Below are 15658 nucleotides of genomic sequence, written 5' to 3'. Positions count from 1 at the left end.
ATGAGATCTCCCTTCGGTAAGGCCACTCGTAGACCACGAGTTCGATAGGCCGCAGGTGCAAGGCGGGCGACCGCCTCAGCCGAGCGGCACTAATCGGCCGAGCTCCTCCGCATGCCCTTCCCATGGGCGGTCCCGGGGGGTCTGGCTTGCGCGCGCTGTGCGGCCCCCAGGGCCCGGCGGGCACGACCCGGAGGCAGAACGCCCCCAGACGGCCAGCGGCCATGGCAGGGGAGGCACACCCGGTCCCATCCCGAACCCGGAAGTTAAGCCCCCGAGCGCCGATTGTACTGCGGGTCGAGCCCGTGGGAGACCAGGACGCCGCTGGCCGACTGGGGGCGTTTTCGCCAGGAGGGGCCCCGCGCCGAGCGCGGGGCCCCTTTCCGTTTTGATCAACTTTTGTCTTTTAGTCGGTCCTGGGAACTTGGGTACCTAGTTTTTTACTTCCCTTGAGGCACTCGTGTAACGTTCCTTTTGCCTCCAGTGTGGTTCGCTAACAAGCAACAAGGCGACTCGGTCCCCGTAGTTCTGGGTGTCCGAGCCGCCTTGTGTATGAAGTAAATCAATCCTGCTCTTTGATGGTTGCCTGTGCTTTCTGGTGGTAGTCCTGAATGAACCTCTTGTACCACCAGAAGCTGTCTTTGTGGGTGCGTTCGTAGCTTCCGTTGCCCTCGTTGTCCGCATCGACGTAGATGACGCCGTAGCGCTTCTCCATCTCGCAGCTGCCTGCGGAGACGATGTCTATGATTCCCCAAACGATGTAGCCGAGCACGCCCACGCCGTCCTTTTGAGCCTCAATCACCTGCTCAAAATGTTTCGCAAGGTACTTGATGCGATAGGGGTCATGAACGCGCTTCTCACCTTCGTCGAACACCATGCTGTCTCTCGCGCCTAATCCGCCCTCTGCCACAAAGATTGGTTTCTGGACACGGTCGTATAGCACATTTAGTGCGGTTCTCAGACCAATTGGGTCTATCTGCCACCCCCACTCAGATGAGGCAAGGTATGGATTCACTGTCGAGCACACAAGGTTTCCCGCCGTCTGTGGTCCATTATCGTCACATGAAACTACAGATGACTGGTAATAGGAGATGCTCACGAAGTCGCACGTGTTCTGAGCCAGGAGTTCCAGATCGTTCTCGCCCATGCGTACTTTGATGCCATGCTCGTCAAAGAATCTTGCCGTGTATGAGGGGTAGAAGCCGCGTGCCAGGACATCGATTGCCAGCCACTGGTTTATCTGCTCGTCCTTAATCAACCGGAGGTTGTCTTCCGGCGCTGGTGTATTGGCGTAATAGCAGAAGTCTGCGACCATACATCCGCTCTTGCAGTCTGGCGCAATGCGCCTTTGCAGCTGAATTACTCGTGCACTTGCCACGAACTGGTTGTGCAATGACTGGAAGACCTTGGATTGGTCGTATGGGCCGTCCTCCGGCTTCAGAAGGCCCACGCCATTCCATGGGCTGAAATACCCGGCATTGATCTCGTTAAAGGGGAGATAGTAGTCGATATAGTTTCCCCAACGCGAGAACACGAACTCGGCGAATCTAAGATAGCAGTCGATCGTTGACCTGTTGAGCCAGCCACCATCGCTGAGCACCAAGTCTATTGGCATTGCGTAGTGCGTAAGGGTGAGAAATACGCGCATTCCTGCCTTGCGAACCAACCGAAATACCTTGTCGTAATAGGCAACGCCATCAGGACTTGGATTGTACTCATGACCGGTGGGGTAGAGTCGCGCCCAGCTGATAGAGAAGCGATAGATGTCAATCCCAAGCTCCTCGAGGAGCGCGATGTCCTCCTCGCAGTGAGAGATGCCCTCCGACCCTCTCCTGAAGGGGTAGTTCCCGTCGAACTCCGAGTTAAGAGCCTCGCTTACCATACTTTTGGTGAGAAGGCGCGTTTCCGTTGTCGCCTTGCTGGTCCTTGGCCGAAAGGGACGAACGTCCTGCGTGTCCGGTCCCTTGCCTACCATGTCGGAGCCGCCTTCATATTGGCTTGCAGACGTCGCCCCTCCCCAGAGGAGGGCTCGCTTTGGGGTTTCGAAACTCATGCCAGTTGCCTCTCCGGGCTTGCGTTCTTTGCTGCCTGGCGCACGTGTCCCTTTGCTTCTCGCAGGGCTTCTCGCGCGGCTTCCGCATCGCAGCTCAGCAAAAGCATGGTAATGGCAAGCTTTGCGTTCCCGTTGGCTTCATCAAGCTTTTCGCTCGCAACGTCGGGTGTGCACCCGCATGCTTCGCAGACAATTCCCTGAGCCCTTGCACGGAGCTTCTCGTTGTTCTGCTGCACATCAACCATAAGGTTCTGGTATGCCTTGCCAATCCCCACCATGCTGCCGGTCGAAATCATGTTGAGAATGAGCTTCTGCGCCGTTCCCGCCTTGAGCCTAGTGGACCCCGTGAGCACTTCCGGTCCGGTAATTGCCTCGATGGCCAGGTCAGATTCAGAAGATATCTCTGAGTTGGGGTTGCAGGCAATGGAGACAGTCTTGCATCCAAGGGAACGAGCAAAGCGGAGCGCCCCCACAACATAGGGCGTGCGACCGCTGGCGGCGAGTCCAATGACAATGTCCTTGCCGCAGAGTTTCTTCTCCCGGAGGTCTTCCTCACCAGACCTCTCCGAGTCCTCTGCGCCCTCTCGCGCCTTGACGAATGCGTTCTTGCCGCCGGCAATGATTCCCACCACGACATCTGGTGATACGCCAAAGGTCGGCGGGCACTCGACCGCATCCAGAAGGCCTAGCCTTCCGCTAGTGCCCGCGCCCACGTAGAATATCCTTCCCCCTTCGCTCAGGCTCTGCGTTGCCCAGGTGATTGCCTGTGCCACCTGAGGAAGGACCGCATGCACGGCGTCAACCGCGCGATGGTCCTCGCGGTTCATCGCTTCGACAATCTGAAGAGGAGTGAAGGTGTCCAACTCCATGGTGTCCGGGTTTCTTTGCTCGGTAAGCAGGCAACCCAGATTCGGCAGCGCCGTGCTCATGCTCTTCCCTCCTTGTCCTTTGCCCTCAGCTCGTAGAGGTCAATGAGCTCCTGAATAAGTTCGATGGCGAGGATGGATGTCATCAGATGGTCCTGGGAGTGGATGAGCAAGATATCGAGTGGAAGCTCCTCCCCGCGGGCAGCCCTCGTGATGAGGTCAGTTTGGATGGCATGTGCCTTGTTCGATGCTTCCTGCGCCTCGGCCATGGTGGTCTTGGCCTTCTCAAAATCCCCTTGCTTGGCATAGCCGAGTGCCTCATACGCCTTGCTTCGCGCTTCTCCGGACTCGGCGATAATCTCGAATGAGGTCTGGACACTGTGTTCGTCCATAAGCGAGATTCCCTCCTAAAGCAATCGTTCCCCTACTTGCTGAGACGAGAATACGCATCACGTCAGAAACGAACAAACGGACAAAACGACCTTTTGACGCGCGAAGGCTCCCCATGTGAAGCTATGTGGGGGACCTTGGTGACAAAGTTGGAGTCATGCGATTAACCTGCAGGTAAACGTCGTATTTCCGATGCTGCTGCCTATTCATAGCGACGAAATCTACCCTTATGACCACACGCTTTGCTGACATCTTGGCACCGCTGGCCTCTACCGCCTGGCGGTGCCCAAAAACCGTTCGGAGTGTTGTGCTTTCAAAATTGAAATAAAATATCAGTTATTGAGAAATAGCGTGACATGATAATTCCACATCGGTACAACGTTAGAGGACAGGCGATGGAACAGCGCGATGTCATTGCACTCTTAAAAGAGAATAGGGACAGCGCAACAGTTACAGAGAGAAACGCGATTGACTATGTTCTCTCGCATCCAGAGGATGTTATGGGCATGAGCATCCATGAGCTTGCGAATGCATCGTTCGTATCACCCTCGACCATTTCCCGCATGTGTAGACACCTGGGACTGAGCGGCTACCGTCAGTTTCAAAGGTCCCTTGTTTTCGAGCTTGCGAGGAGACGAGACAGCGAGAGAACGTCAATTGGGGACGTAAGCCCAAAGGATTCGGTGAGGCAGACGATCCTCAAGGTAACCAGAAGGAACATGGAGTCTCTCGCGATTACCGAGAAGCTCAATGACGTGGAAGCCATCGAGATGTGCGTTGCCATGATGAGCAGGGCGGAGACCATCAACTTGTTTGGGATGGGCTCCTCGCTCTTGAGCGCGCGGGACTTGTATTACAAGCTCATACGTGCCAACGTTCGCTGCAACATCAATGACGACTGGCACGTGCAGCTGGTGTATGCGACGAACATGGGGGAGGGAGACCTTGCTATTGCCTTTAGCTATTCGGGGTTGACGCACGAGGTCATCGAATGCTCAAGGCGGGCGAAGAAGCGTGGCGCACAGCTCATTGCCATTACGCGCGCGGGACACGATTCAGAGTTTGTTCGCTTGGCGGACCAAACGCTGTACGTAGCGTCAACGGAATCGATCTTCCGAAGTTCAGCGAGTGCGTCACGAATTTCTCAGCTGGATATCGTGGACATCCTTTTCATGGCGTATGTGAACAAGAACTACGAGCGGTGCTCTGAATGGTTTGAGCGCAACTACATCGAGAGGTAGGAGTAGAAAGTGGGCCTCGCAAAGCGCGAGGTCCGGAAAGGGGCGAAGAGATGAAGGACTACAAGATCTTGCTTGTCTGCTCAGGTGGAATGTCGACTTCCGTGCTCATGAACAAGATGGAGAAGTACGCACAGGAGAAGGGCATCTCTCTTAAGGTTGACGCGTGCGGAACCGGAAACTACGAGGACGAGGCCAAGGACTACGACATCATCCTTCTTGGGCCGCAGATCGCCTACAGAAAGGCGCAGATAGCTGGTACAGTGAACATCCCCGTCGTCCCCATTGCTCCCCAGGACTACGCATTTGGAAACGTCGAGAACATCCTAAAGGGAGTGGACAAGGTTCTCGGCTAGCACCACCTGAAGACTGATAAGTGAATAGACCGACGAATGGGAGGACGCATGGAGAAGTTCCAGAAGTTCTTGGAAGAGAAGCTTGGACCCGTGATGAGCAAGCTCGGGTCAAACAGATATCTGCTCGCAGTTCGCGATGGCGTCATTGCAGCTTTGCCGCTGATTATCGTTGGTTCGTTCTTCCTCATCATTGCAAACCCGCCGCTCCCCGAGGATTGGGGCGTGTACCAGTTCCTCAAGGCAAACGCGGCAACCATCCTTCTCCCGTATCGCATGACCATGTACATCATGTCGCTCTATGCGGTCTTTGGGATGGGCAACAGCCTTGCTAAGTCCTATGGGCTCGACGGCCTTTCCGGCGGCGTCATGTCCGTCATGGCCTTCCTGCTCACCATCACGCCGGTCAACGTGAGCGCGGACGCAAACGCTGGTATTGCTGGCTTCGTCCTGCCGATGGCTTCGCTTGGCAGCGGTGGCCTCTTCGTTGGCATGATCGTGACCTTCATTGCCATTAATATCTTCCGGCTTACGCAGAACTCCAAGTTCCACATCACGATGCCGGAACAGGTTCCCCCCTCGGTCTCTCGTTCCTTTGAGGCCCTGACGCCCACGCTCCTCGTGATGCTTCTCATCGGCTCCATCACGTACTACCTTGGCTTCAACTGGAATGGTGCCATTACTGCCATTATCACCCCGCTCGTTGCGGCCACGGACACCCTGCCCGGTGTTCTGCTCGTGTGCTTCCTCACCTGCTTCTTCTGGTTCTTTGGCATTCACGGCGTGTCGATCGTTGGCTCCATTGCTCGTCCGCTGTGGCTTGCCCTTCTCGAGCAGAACGCAAATGCTGCTGCGTCTGGTGTGGCCGGAACGGCGCTGCCCGCCATTGGTGCCGAGCCCTTCTATCAGTGGTTCATCTGGATTGGTGGCTCGGGCTGCACCATTGGCCTTGCTATTCTTCTGGTTACCATCTGCAAGTCCAAGTACCTCAAGGACCTTGGCCGCATTGGCATTGCGCCCGCCATCTTTAACATCAACGAGCCCCTTATCTTTGGTGCTCCTGTGGTGCTCAACCTCACGCTTGCCATCCCCTTTGTTGTCACGCCCATGATTTGCGCCACCATCGCATGGGTTGCAACGAGCCTTGGCATGGTCAACCGCGTTGTCATCACTGCTCCGTGGACGCTCCCTGGCCCCATCGGTGCATACCTTGCCACCGGCGGCGACTGGCGTGCCGCAGTGCTCTGCTGCGTTCTCATTGCCGTGTCCATTGCGTGCTACTTCCCGTTCGTCAAGATGTACGACAAGCAGTTCCTTGATCAGGAGCAGCCTGAAAAGGCGGCAGAGTAGTACGAGCTGACTGCTGTCCCAGGCATTCATTGCGGCCCCGGGGCGTAAACTCCGGGGCCGTTGTTGTTTTAGGCGAAAAGAAGGAGGGGCGCATGAAGCGTCTTGGAATATCGATCTATCCCGAGAAGAGCGACAGGGGCCAGCTGCTGGACTACATGGAGAGGGCTTCTGCTGCCGGCTTCTCTCGCATCTTTAGCTGCCTTCTCTCGGTTAAGGACAGCCGAGAGAACGTCATGCGTGACTTCTCGGACATCAATGCCCGAGCACACGAGCTTGGTTTCGAGGTGGTTCTTGACTGCAACCCGAGGGTATTTGACGAGCTGGGGGTGTCGTATAAGGACCTCTCGTTTTTCAAGCAGATTGGCGCGGACGGGATTCGCCTCGACATGGGCTTCACGGGCAACGAGGAATCGCTCATGACCTTCAACCCCGAGGGGCTTATCGTTGAGGTGAACATGAGCAACGATGTCCACTACATTGACACCATCATGGACTACCAACCCGATCCGGCGCATCTGGTAGGTTGCCATAACTTCTATCCCCACAACTACTCGGGCCTTGGCCTGGACTTCTTTCAGTCCTGCACGAGGCGCTTCAAGTCATACGGGTTGCAGACGGCGGCGTTTGTTACGTCACAGGCTCCTGGAACCTTTGGCCCCTGGCCGGTGACCGATGGGCTTCCCACGCTTGAGATGCATCGTCACCTCCCGCTGTACCTGCAGGCCGAGCACTACATTTCCATGGGGGATGTCGATGACGTCATCATCTCCAACTGCTATCCCACGCAGGAGGAACTCGATAGCGTTGCAAGGCTGCCTAAAAACCTCGTTTCCTTTGGCGTCGTGCTTGCCGAGGGGCTGCCAGAAGTCGAGCGCTCCATCGTCCTCGACGAGCTGCATTTCAACAGGGGCGATGTCTCGGAGAACTTCATCAGGTCAACGCAGAGCCGCGTGAAGTACCGCGGGCACCACTTTGCCTTACTGGATGCTCCGGAGACTATCCATCGCGGAGATGTTGTCATCGAGAGCAGCGAGTACGGTCACTATGCGGGCGAGCTGCAAGTTGCGCGAAGCGACATGAAGAACAGCGGCTTGAGCAGCGTCGTTGGGCACATTCCCGAGGAGGAGCTCTTCCTGATTGACACCATCAAGCCTTGGCAGAAGTTCCGCTTTCACGAGGCGAATGCATCGTGAGGTGGCTCGGCGTTGATGGCGGCGGCACCAAGACAACCTTCAGCGTGTTCGACGAGCACATGAATCAAGTTGCCACCAACAATCTCCCTACCTGCCATATTGGCCAGGTGGGGGAGGAGGGCATGCGGGACGTCCTCCGCTCGGGCATTGATTGGGCGGTACGAGACGGGTGCCTTGGCGAGGCCTGGGGCATTGGGTTCGGCCTTGCCGGATATGGCAACGAGCACCATTCCAGAGCTTCTATAGAGTCCGTCTGCGAGAGCGTGTCGAACGGCCATCCATATGTCCTGATGAGCGACCTGAAGGCGGGCTGCGTTGCTGCCCTGGGACTTGAAGACGGCGTCGTTATTGTTGCCGGCACGGGCTCCGCTGCACTTGGAATGCGTGGTAGCAGGGAGCTGCGCTGCGGTGGCTGGGGTTTCCAGATTGGGGATGAGGGAAGCGGCTGGTGGATGGGAAGGCGTCTTCTTGAGGCGTTTAGCAGGGAGTCTGATGGCAGACGTCCTCAAGGTGCGGTTCACCGTCTCGTGCGCGAACACTTGAGTCTTGAGAACGACTACGACCTCATTGCCTTGCGTCGAACGACGCTTGCCGGTAGAACTGAGGTTGCCGCTCTCGCGCCATTGGTCTTCGAGGCGGCAGCAGATGGTGACAAGGAGGCCCGTCGCATCCTTAATGACGCCGCTGTCTCAGATGCGGAGATGGCCGCAACTATTGTGAGTGAGCTTTTCTCAGATGATCCAGAGGTTAGGACATCCTACATAGGGGGCACCTTCAGAGGCGGAAACGGTGCCATTCTTGATCTTCTACGTGCCGGTTTGCTCCCTCAAACTTGTAAGTTGGTGCCTCCGGCATATGGGCCTGACGCAGGAGCGTGTCTGGTATTGAGGGACTCTATTGGGAGAGGGGGCAACGATGCTTGCCATAGGCCTTATGAGCGGCACGAGCCTTGATGGGGTGGATGCTGCGCTGGTCGAGATTTCTGGAGTTGACGAATCGACTGACGTGCGCTTAAGGTCGTTCGATACGCTTCCCATGTCCCAGGAAACGCGGAAGAGAATTGAGCGTGCGTGTGATCCGGAGCAAAGCTCTTCTCGGCTGCTGTGCTCCTTGAACTTTGAGCTTGGCCACCTGTTCTCCCGCGCGGTCGAGAAGGTATGCTCGATTGCTGGTGTTGCCGATTCTGAGCTTGCCTTTGTTGCTAGCCACGGCCAGACGGTGTGGCATGAGCCGTATCCTCCTGAGGGCTGGTGTGCGGGGACGCTCCAGCTAGGGGAGCCTGCGGTCATAGCACGCGAACATGCGGTTTGCGTAGTATCGGTTTTTCGCAAGGCGGACATGGCTGCAGGTGGCCAAGGGGCTCCGTTGGTTCCCTTTTCAGAGCAGATTCTGTATGGGGACCCCGAAAGGAACGTAGTCCTTCTCAACCTGGGCGGCATTGGTAACGTGACGGTGCTTCCGCGTGGCGACGCGTCTGGTATCTTTGCCTTTGACACGGGTCCGGGCAACATGATGATCGATGCGGCATGCGAGCGTCTGTTTGGAGTTCCCTTTGATAGGGACGGGGCGATAGCGGGGCGCGGCAATGTGAATGAAGCGCTTTTCGGTACGCTTATGAGTAACCAATATCTTGCGAAAGAGCCGCCCAAGAGTACGGGACGAGAAGTGTTTGGCGTGGGGGCAGTTGACCGGCTCCTCGCGTCGCATTCTGACCTTGCTCCAGAGGATATCGTCCGAACGCTTACTGAGTTTACCTCCGCAAGCGTTGCGGATGCCTGCATGCGCTATGTGGAGCCACGAGTTTTGGGAAAGATCGACCGTCTCGTAGTTGGTGGTGGTGGAGCGCACAACCCAGTCATCCTTGGTGGAATTGCTCGAAGGCTGCCCCAGACTGAGGTGCTAACCCAGGAGAAGCTTGGCTTCTCGAGTGATGCAAAGGAGGCCGTGGCCTTTGCCATTCTGGGAAACCAGACGCTTCACGGCAGGCCGTCTAATGTTCCCACGGCGACTGGCGCAGCTGGGCCTGCCGTTTTGGGCAACATTACACTTCCGCCACAGGGATGGACTCATTTTCTGCAGGCATGCGTGAAGGAGGCTTAGGTGAGCAAGGGCCGCAACAAGAGCAAGAAGCGAAAGGCTGGCAGCTCTACAAGCGTGAAAATGCACGGCGTAATTACCGAGGATCGCGTTGAGGAGCAGGTTGAGAGGACGGGCACGTATCCTTTCACCTTTGGTAGCTCGGCCATTATCGCCGGGGCCGCTCTTCTGGGGTATCTGATTCTTCCCGCCGCCTTGCTCGGAGTGGGGGCTGAGGCAAGGGTATCGATGCTGGTGCTGGGGCCGCTCCTGATTTCGGGGGCGCTTGCCCTAACCCGCTATTTCCTCGATTCAAAGAGGGGGCCGGTTAGGGGCTTCTGGGTGACCCTCGTCGTGTCGTTTCTGGCGCTCCTTGCAATTACCTATCTCATGGCGTTTCGTGGCATTGCGCTATAGGCGCGTGCAAGGTTGCATTGCGGGCGGGGATGTATTACTTCACTCGCTATGCTGGATGCCAGAACACTGGTTGCGGGCGTACTGCGCTGGAGGCTCCTATGCTCGAGGCGGCTATATTCGATCTTGATGGTTTGATGTTCGACACCGAGTCAATATGGGTCTCGGCATGGGGGCCGGCGTTCAAAGAGCAGGGGCCAGAGCTCAAGCCCGGGCTTGTGAAGCGCTTCTTTGGCATGAGCCAGTCTCGCATCGAGGAACTTGTTGCCCAAGCGTACGGCAACGACCCTCGCGCGATCTCTGCCGTCCATGAGCACATTCGCATTGGCATTGAGGAGATGCTCGCGCACGGTGCTCCCAAGAAGTCGGGTCTTGACGAGCTGCCCGCACTGCTTGCCGACAAGGGCGTTCCCTGCGTGGTTGCGTCTGCGTCTCCCAGGGCCCTTGTGGAGACGCATCTCCGCAAGGGAGGCGTCGAGGGGTTCTTCTCAACCGTTATTGCCGGTGATGACGGCTTGCCCTCAAAACCTGCGCCAGACGTGTTTCTGGAGGCAGCGCGTTGCCTTCACGCCGCTCCGACGAACTCGCTGGTGCTTGAGGACAGCCCCAATGGCATCCGCGCGGCCTCTGCCGGCGGCTTCCTCTCGGTAATGGTTCCAGACATGATTGCCCCCACGTCGGAGACGCGAAGGCTTGCGACGCGCGTCTGCAACTCGTTGCTCGACGTCCGCGACCTCATCGCCAAAGGAGAGCTTGGGTAGGGCTTCTCGGCCTGTTAAGCAGCTTCGTTCTGGGTAGGCTCCTCGGTTCACGGCCAACCTAAGGTGAAGCTCCAAATAACTGGGCTGAAGGTCCAAAACGTCGGTTATTGCAGCCTGGGTGGCAGTCGTTCTTGCCATACGTGGCGCTCTAATGCTCTACCTTGGGAGCATGGTTGTTGACCTTGATATGCTGATACTTGTTCATCGTTTTTTCGAAGAGCTAGGCTAGGTCTGTGCCCTGGCCCCCCACGTGGTTGCGTACATGCGCGCAAACAGATTGCCCGTTAACCACTTGCGGCGCGCCTGTTGCCGCTCACGTAAAGCGAGGGAATAAATCGATTTACCTGTCCAACTACGGGTAGGGGTCATAGTGCGTTTGGGTTCAACAACTGTTTGGAGGAACTCATGTTTGAGATCAAGGGCAAGACAGCGGTTGTTACTGGTGGCACATCGGGCATTGGTCTGGCCACTGCCAAGGCCTTCCTGGAGAAGGGCGCCAAGGTCGTTATCGCCGGCCGTAATGAGGAGCGCGGTGCGAAGGCTCTCGAGGAGCTCAAGGCCGTTTCTCCGGACGTCGTCTTCCATAAGACCGATACGAGCGATCCCGAGCAGGTCAAGGAGCTCATCGACTTTGCCGTCAAGACATACGGCTCGGTCGACATCATGTACAACAACGCTGGCATAGCCAACTTCCTCCCTGTTGACCAGATGAGCGACGAGGACTTCAACAAGCTCATCTCTATCAACCTGACTGGTGTGTTCTACGGCATCAAGTACGCTGCCATTCAGATGGAGAAGCAGGGTCACGGCGGTGCCATTGTGAGCACGTCCTCCATTGAGGGCACCATCGGCGACCCCAATCTGCCTTCCTACAACGCTGCAAAGGGTGGCGTGAACCTGCTTACCCAGTCTGCTGCTCTGGCTCTCGCCAAGTACAATATTCGTGTGAACACCGTGAACCCTGGCTATATCTACACCGGCATGATTAACGAGAAGACGATGGGCGAGGATGGCATGAAGCGCCTCGAGGCGCTGCATCCGCTGGGACGCCTTGGCAAGGCCGAGGAGATCGCCCACGGTGTCGTGTTCCTTGTCGAGAACGAGTTCACTACGGGTACGCACCTTTACATCGATGGTGGCTACACCGCACAGTAGCGTTGGCGCCATAGCGGTTTTTGGCCCTTCGGTGTCTTGCGATGCCGGAGGGCCGCGTCATGAGACAAAGGGACTGTCCCTTTGTCTCACCCACCATCTCGCCATGGTGACCTGCTAAAGTAGTTCGGCTTATGCATGGACGCGCAATCGGGGAGGGGAGCATGGCGAGAACAGGCGAGAGAAGAGGGCTCTTCCTCACGCTGGAGGGCATCGACGGCTGTGGCAAGACCACGCAAGCCGCGCTCCTTGCAGAAGCTCTCGAGTCTGCCGGTTGCGACGTCGTGCGCCTACGCGAGCCAGGCGGAACGGCGATCTCCGAGAAGATCCGCGGTCTGCTTCTCGATCCCGCCAATGCCGAGATGTGTCCCGAGTGCGAGCTGCTTCTCTACGAGGCGAGCCGTGCGCAGCTGGTGCGTCAGGTCATCTCGCCTGCGCTGGAGCGCGGCGCCATCGTGGTGTGCGACCGCTTCTTCGATTCGACCCTCGCCTACCAGGAGGCGGCGCGGGGCCTCTCCTCCAAAGTTGTGAGAGCGGCCAACGGCCTTGGGAGTTGCGGTGTCACGCCTGATTGCACGGTCGTGCTTGACCTCGACCCGGCGCTCGCGCTTGCACGTGCCACGGTGGGTGGCGCGGACCGCCTCGAGGCGGAGGGCATGGCCTTTCAGGCCCGTGTCCGCGGCGGTTATCTTCGCCTTGTTGGCGAGGAGCCCGATCGCGTGCGGTTGGTGGACGCATCTGGCTCGCCGGACGAGGTCTATGCGGCGCTTCTCGGCGCTTTGGCGGACATCCTTCCCACATCGCTTTCTGCGGGGGTGGAGCCTCATGGCTGCGCCTAGGGAGAGCGACGCGTCCACGGGGGCTGCGGCTGTGTTCGACACCCTTGGCGACCAGCCGCGCGTTCGTGACCTTCTCGTCTCGGCCGTGCGCGAGAATCGTCTCTCGCATGCCTACCTCTTTGTGGGGGCACCTGGCTCCGGCATGGAGGAGGCGGCACTCGCGCTTGCGCAGTGCGTTATCTGCCCCAACGATGGCTGCGGAACCTGCGATGACTGCCGCCGCGTGGCGCACCGCACCCACCCCGATGTGCAGTGGCTCACCCCGGGAAGCGTCACCGGCTATCTTGTCGACCAGGTTCGAGACCTCATTGAGGGCGTGAACCGTGCCCCCAGCCGTGCGCGTGCGAAGGTCTATGTGCTCGAGAATGCTGGGCTTCTCCGTGGCACTTCGGCAAACGCGCTGCTCAAGACCATTGAGGAGCCGCCGGCGGGCGTCGTATTTGTCCTTCTCGCCCGCTCGGTGGCCTCCGTGTTGCCCACGATTGTCTCGCGCTGCCAGGTGGTCCCGTTTCGCACCATCGCGCCAAGCGTGGCGCTTGACGAGGTCATGCACCGCTCCGGAGCGAGCGAGTGGGAGTCTCGGGTGGCACTCGCGGTTGCCGGTACGCCCTCGCGTGCCTGTGTGTTTCTGGCGTCCCCGTCACGTCGCGAGGTGCGGCGCCTGGTTGTGCGCATCATGGACGGGCTTGCCCGCGACGACTCGTGGGACGTGCTTTGCTCGGCGCGCGACCTTCTCGCGGCGGTGCGGGTTCCCCTGAAGGACGTGCAGGTTGCCCAGGACGAGGCTGCAAAGGAAGGCGCGGACTTTCTCACCGCATCGGCCCTCAAGCAGGTTGCCGACGCAAACAAGCGCGAGCTTACGGCACGCGAGCGTTCGGGTATCATGGAGGCTCTGGCTGCCGCGGAGTCGCTCCTGCGCGACGTGCTCGTGCGCTGTGAGGGCGTGTCGCAGAAGGTTGTGAACGAGGACGCGGCTGCCGTGATCGATCGTCTTGCTGCGTCGACGGGAACGGCTGGCGCGCTTGCCGCACTCGACGCGGTCTCGTCCGCTGGCAACGACCTCGCGCATAACGTATCACCCCAGCTGGCCCTCGAGGTCATGCTTCTTCGTATCAAGGAGGCACTTACATGCCCACCGTCATTCCGGTGAAGTTCAAATACGCCGCTCGCGACCTGTGGTTTGACGTTGCGGGCACCGAGGCCGCCGAGGCAGATCACGTTATCTGCGCTACCGAGCGCGGCCACGAGATTGGCCTCGCAACCGCCGACGCCCGCGAGATGAGCGCCGCAGATCTCGATCGCGTGACCAACCACGCGCAGCTCAGGCCCGTGCTTCGCGTTGCAAGCGACGAGGACCTTGCCCACGCCGAGGAGCTGGCCGAGCTTGGCGAGAAGGCATTTCCCGTTTTCAGGCGCCTTGTCTCGCAGAGCGGGCTCGACATGAAGCCCGTGGGTGTGGAGTATCTCTTTGATGGCGACAAGGCTGTCTGTTACTTCTCTGCCGAGGAGCGCGTGGACTTTCGCCAGCTTGTGCGCGACCTCTCGCGCGAGCTCCACGAGCGCATCGACATGCGCCAGATTGGCGTGCGCGAGGAGGCCGCCGTGGTGGGCGGCTGGGGCCACTGCGGCCAGGAGTTGTGCTGCACCCGCTTTGGCCTTGCCTTCGAGCCGGTCTCCATCCGCATGGCAAAGGAGCAGGACCTGCCCCTCAACTCCACCAAAATCTCCGGCGCGTGTGGCCGTCTCATGTGCTGCCTGCGCTACGAGTTCGAGGCGTACCGCGACTTCAAGGGCCGTGCGCCCAAGCGCAATGCCGTCATCGAGACGCCGCTGGGCAAGGCCAAGATTGTGGAGTACGACACGCCCAAGGAGGAGATCTGCCTGCGGCTGGAGAACGGCAAGCAGGTCCGCGTGCCTCTGGCGGAGATGACCGCATCCGAGGCTGCCGTCAAAAAGTCCAAAGACCTGGGCTGCGCCTGCCGTCCCGACACGGTTACGCGTGACGTTCTCGAGCGCCTGCAGTCGCCCGATGTGCGCATGGCCCTCGCCGAGCTTGACCGTGCGAACGGTGTGACCCCGCCCGAGGGCTTCGACGATGCGGACCTCTTTGTGCAGCCCAAGCGTCGTCGCAGGCGTGCCGGCGAGAGCGGCGGAGCAGACTCGGGTGCCGAGAAGCGCCAGGCATCCGCTTCTGCCGAAGACGAAGCAGGTGAGGGTGAGCATCAGCCCACGAGGCGTCGTCACCGCAAGGGCCGTACGGCTCGCGTCGAGCTTGCTGCCGAGGAGTTCGAGGTCACGGTGACAAACGACGTGGAGCCCGATGCCGATGCGCCCAAGCCCACGCGTCGTCGCAGGCACCACCGCGTTGCCGGTGCGGCGACTGGCGCCGATGGCGAGCAGGGACAGAGCAGGGGTGCCGAATCCGGTGCCGGTGCCGGTCAGGCGCAGGGAGGTCAGCGTCGTCGCACGCGTCACCCGGGAGACCGTGGCGGTGCTGCCGCGCAGGCGGCAGAGCGGGGTGGTTCTTCTCGTGCCGTCAAGGGTCCGCAGAGCGGTCGCCCCACATCGCAGGGCGGTCGTCCCGCGCCCAAGCATATGGCGCCCGCCGATGGCGCTTCCGACCAGGCTGCTGGCGACGGCGCCGCCCCCAAGAGGCGTCGCCGCCACCGCGGCGGCCGCGGTCGTCGAGGCGGCGGCGGATCTACCGGGGGAACCACCGGCGGCAACGCGCCGGCGCCCGCAGGAGAGTAGACCCGCCGGCGCCGGCCCGCCGGCCCCCACGGGGGTAGGCCAGGCGCAGGCGCGCCAGCATCCGCGGGGGAGTAGGCCTGCCGGTGCTGTTGAGAAGTTTTCGGACGGATAACAGCGTCATTTTCGGCAAAACGTCCAAAACGTTCTCAGATTTACCCGCAGGCCGCACCCGCAGGCTGCGACGGGCCCGCTCCAGGTGGGCTGCTTTGCTTTTTGGCTGTTCAA

At 59.3% G+C, this 15658-nt stretch carries 15 protein-coding genes, 2 rRNA genes and 1 pseudogene; 15 read left to right on the top strand and 3 right to left on the bottom strand.

The window, feature by feature from the left end; genetic code table 11:
* Positions 1–114: ribosomal RNA gene (locus tag BMX94_RS08495) — 23S ribosomal RNA — on the top strand; the annotation flags it as partial.
* A 97-nt stretch (positions 115–211) separates the two neighbouring features.
* Positions 212–327 (top strand): 5S ribosomal RNA (gene rrf, locus BMX94_RS08490).
* 232 nt (positions 328–559) lie between these two features.
* Here the strand turns inward: rrf and BMX94_RS08485 are convergent.
* The 3 genes from BMX94_RS08485 to BMX94_RS08475 are packed head-to-tail and all read right to left on the bottom strand — an operon-like array spanning position 560 to position 3308.
* On the bottom strand, positions 560–2050 hold the full coding sequence (locus BMX94_RS08485; RefSeq protein ID WP_091005569.1) for a glycoside hydrolase family 1 protein: 1491 nt from the start codon (positions 2048–2050) through the stop codon (positions 560–562).
* A complete protein-coding gene (murQ, locus tag BMX94_RS08480) occupies positions 2047–2979 on the bottom strand; it encodes an N-acetylmuramic acid 6-phosphate etherase (protein WP_286160063.1) in 933 nt (310 codons plus the stop codon). The genes BMX94_RS08485 and murQ overlap by 4 nt, the downstream gene beginning before the upstream one ends.
* Complete coding sequence (locus tag BMX94_RS08475; protein WP_091005567.1) at positions 2976–3308, bottom strand: PTS lactose/cellobiose transporter subunit IIA; 333 nt, start codon at positions 3306–3308, stop codon at positions 2976–2978. The genes murQ and BMX94_RS08475 overlap by 4 nt, the downstream gene beginning before the upstream one ends.
* Positions 3309–3662: 354 nt before the next feature.
* On the opposite strand from BMX94_RS08475, the pseudogene BMX94_RS10775 reads away from it, so the two are divergent.
* The 13 genes and pseudogenes from BMX94_RS10775 to BMX94_RS08415 form a co-directional block, all read left to right on the top strand.
* A pseudogene (locus tag BMX94_RS10775) lies at positions 3663–3923 on the top strand (MurR/RpiR family transcriptional regulator); the annotation flags it as partial.
* Positions 3924–3989: 66 nt separating this feature from the next.
* Positions 3990–4547 carry a MurR/RpiR family transcriptional regulator gene (locus tag BMX94_RS08470; RefSeq protein WP_286160064.1) on the top strand — a complete coding sequence of 186 codons (558 nt, stop codon included), beginning with the start codon at positions 3990–3992 and terminating at the stop codon, positions 4545–4547.
* Positions 4548–4597: 50 nt separating this feature from the next.
* The gene (locus BMX94_RS08465; RefSeq protein ID WP_091005563.1) at positions 4598–4900 is read left to right on the top strand and encodes a PTS sugar transporter subunit IIB; all 303 of its coding nucleotides are present in this window, start codon (positions 4598–4600) and stop codon (positions 4898–4900) included.
* 48 nt (positions 4901–4948) lie between these two features.
* Positions 4949–6247, top strand: coding sequence for a PTS sugar transporter subunit IIC (locus BMX94_RS08460; protein WP_091005561.1), 1299 nt, complete (start codon positions 4949–4951; stop codon positions 6245–6247).
* Between the two features lie 92 nt (positions 6248–6339).
* Positions 6340–7440 carry a DUF871 domain-containing protein gene (locus tag BMX94_RS08455; protein ID WP_091005559.1) on the top strand — a complete coding sequence of 367 codons (1101 nt, stop codon included), beginning with the start codon at positions 6340–6342 and terminating at the stop codon, positions 7438–7440.
* Positions 7437–8393, top strand: a complete 957-nt coding sequence (locus tag BMX94_RS08450; protein ID WP_177171390.1) for an N-acetylglucosamine kinase — start codon at positions 7437–7439, stop codon at positions 8391–8393. Before BMX94_RS08455 ends, BMX94_RS08450 begins: the two co-directional genes overlap by 4 nt.
* Positions 8356–9540 carry an anhydro-N-acetylmuramic acid kinase AnmK gene (gene anmK, locus BMX94_RS08445; RefSeq protein WP_091005555.1) on the top strand — a complete coding sequence of 395 codons (1185 nt, stop codon included), beginning with the start codon at positions 8356–8358 and terminating at the stop codon, positions 9538–9540. The genes BMX94_RS08450 and anmK overlap by 38 nt, the downstream gene beginning before the upstream one ends.
* Complete coding sequence (locus BMX94_RS08440; protein WP_091005553.1) at positions 9541–9933, top strand: hypothetical protein; 393 nt, start codon at positions 9541–9543, stop codon at positions 9931–9933.
* Positions 9934–10031: 98 nt separating this feature from the next.
* Positions 10032–10691, top strand: a complete 660-nt coding sequence (locus BMX94_RS08435; RefSeq protein WP_177171389.1) for an HAD family hydrolase — start codon at positions 10032–10034, stop codon at positions 10689–10691.
* Between the two features lie 405 nt (positions 10692–11096).
* Positions 11097–11846, top strand: coding sequence for an SDR family NAD(P)-dependent oxidoreductase (locus BMX94_RS08430; RefSeq protein ID WP_091005548.1), 750 nt, complete (start codon positions 11097–11099; stop codon positions 11844–11846).
* Positions 11847–12007: 161 nt separating this feature from the next.
* Positions 12008–12682 carry a dTMP kinase gene (gene tmk, locus BMX94_RS08425; RefSeq protein WP_091005546.1) on the top strand — a complete coding sequence of 225 codons (675 nt, stop codon included), beginning with the start codon at positions 12008–12010 and terminating at the stop codon, positions 12680–12682.
* Entirely contained in the window at positions 12669–13832 is a 1164-nt protein-coding gene (locus BMX94_RS08420) for a DNA polymerase III subunit (RefSeq protein WP_091005545.1), read from the top strand. Before tmk ends, BMX94_RS08420 begins: the two co-directional genes overlap by 14 nt.
* Complete coding sequence (locus BMX94_RS08415; RefSeq protein ID WP_091005543.1) at positions 13811–15433, top strand: regulatory iron-sulfur-containing complex subunit RicT; 1623 nt, start codon at positions 13811–13813, stop codon at positions 15431–15433. Before BMX94_RS08420 ends, BMX94_RS08415 begins: the two co-directional genes overlap by 22 nt.
* Positions 15434–15658 lie beyond the last annotated feature (225 nt).

Origin of the sequence: Olsenella sp. KH3B4, assembly GCA_900111695.1 — a bacterium.
In the GTDB taxonomy this organism is placed as follows: Bacteria; Actinomycetota; Coriobacteriia; order Coriobacteriales; family Atopobiaceae; genus Tractidigestivibacter.
Note: the sequence above shows the minus strand (reverse complement) of the source record. Positions and strands in the feature narration are given on the sequence as shown.

Excerpts from the sequence above, each read along its gene's own strand:
- BMX94_RS08485 (WP_091005569.1), bottom strand. The coding sequence starts at position 2,050 with ATGAGTTTCGAAACCCCAAAGCGAGCCCTCCTCTGGGGAGGGGCGACG.
- murQ (WP_286160063.1), bottom strand. The coding sequence starts at position 2,979 with ATGAGCACGGCGCTGCCGAATCTGGGTTGCCTGCTTACCGAGCAAAGA.
- BMX94_RS08475 (WP_091005567.1), bottom strand. The coding sequence starts at position 3,308 with ATGGACGAACACAGTGTCCAGACCTCATTCGAGATTATCGCCGAGTCC.
- BMX94_RS08465 (WP_091005563.1), top strand. The coding sequence starts at position 4,598 with ATGAAGGACTACAAGATCTTGCTTGTCTGCTCAGGTGGAATGTCGACT.
- BMX94_RS08460 (WP_091005561.1), top strand. The coding sequence starts at position 4,949 with ATGGAGAAGTTCCAGAAGTTCTTGGAAGAGAAGCTTGGACCCGTGATG.
- BMX94_RS08455 (WP_091005559.1), top strand. The coding sequence starts at position 6,340 with ATGAAGCGTCTTGGAATATCGATCTATCCCGAGAAGAGCGACAGGGGC.
- anmK (WP_091005555.1), top strand. The coding sequence starts at position 8,356 with ATGCTTGCCATAGGCCTTATGAGCGGCACGAGCCTTGATGGGGTGGAT.
- BMX94_RS08435 (WP_177171389.1), top strand. The coding sequence starts at position 10,032 with ATGCTCGAGGCGGCTATATTCGATCTTGATGGTTTGATGTTCGACACC.
- BMX94_RS08430 (WP_091005548.1), top strand. The coding sequence starts at position 11,097 with ATGTTTGAGATCAAGGGCAAGACAGCGGTTGTTACTGGTGGCACATCG.
- tmk (WP_091005546.1), top strand. The coding sequence starts at position 12,008 with ATGGCGAGAACAGGCGAGAGAAGAGGGCTCTTCCTCACGCTGGAGGGC.
- BMX94_RS08420 (WP_091005545.1), top strand. The coding sequence starts at position 12,669 with ATGGCTGCGCCTAGGGAGAGCGACGCGTCCACGGGGGCTGCGGCTGTG.
- BMX94_RS08415 (WP_091005543.1), top strand. The coding sequence starts at position 13,811 with ATGCCCACCGTCATTCCGGTGAAGTTCAAATACGCCGCTCGCGACCTG.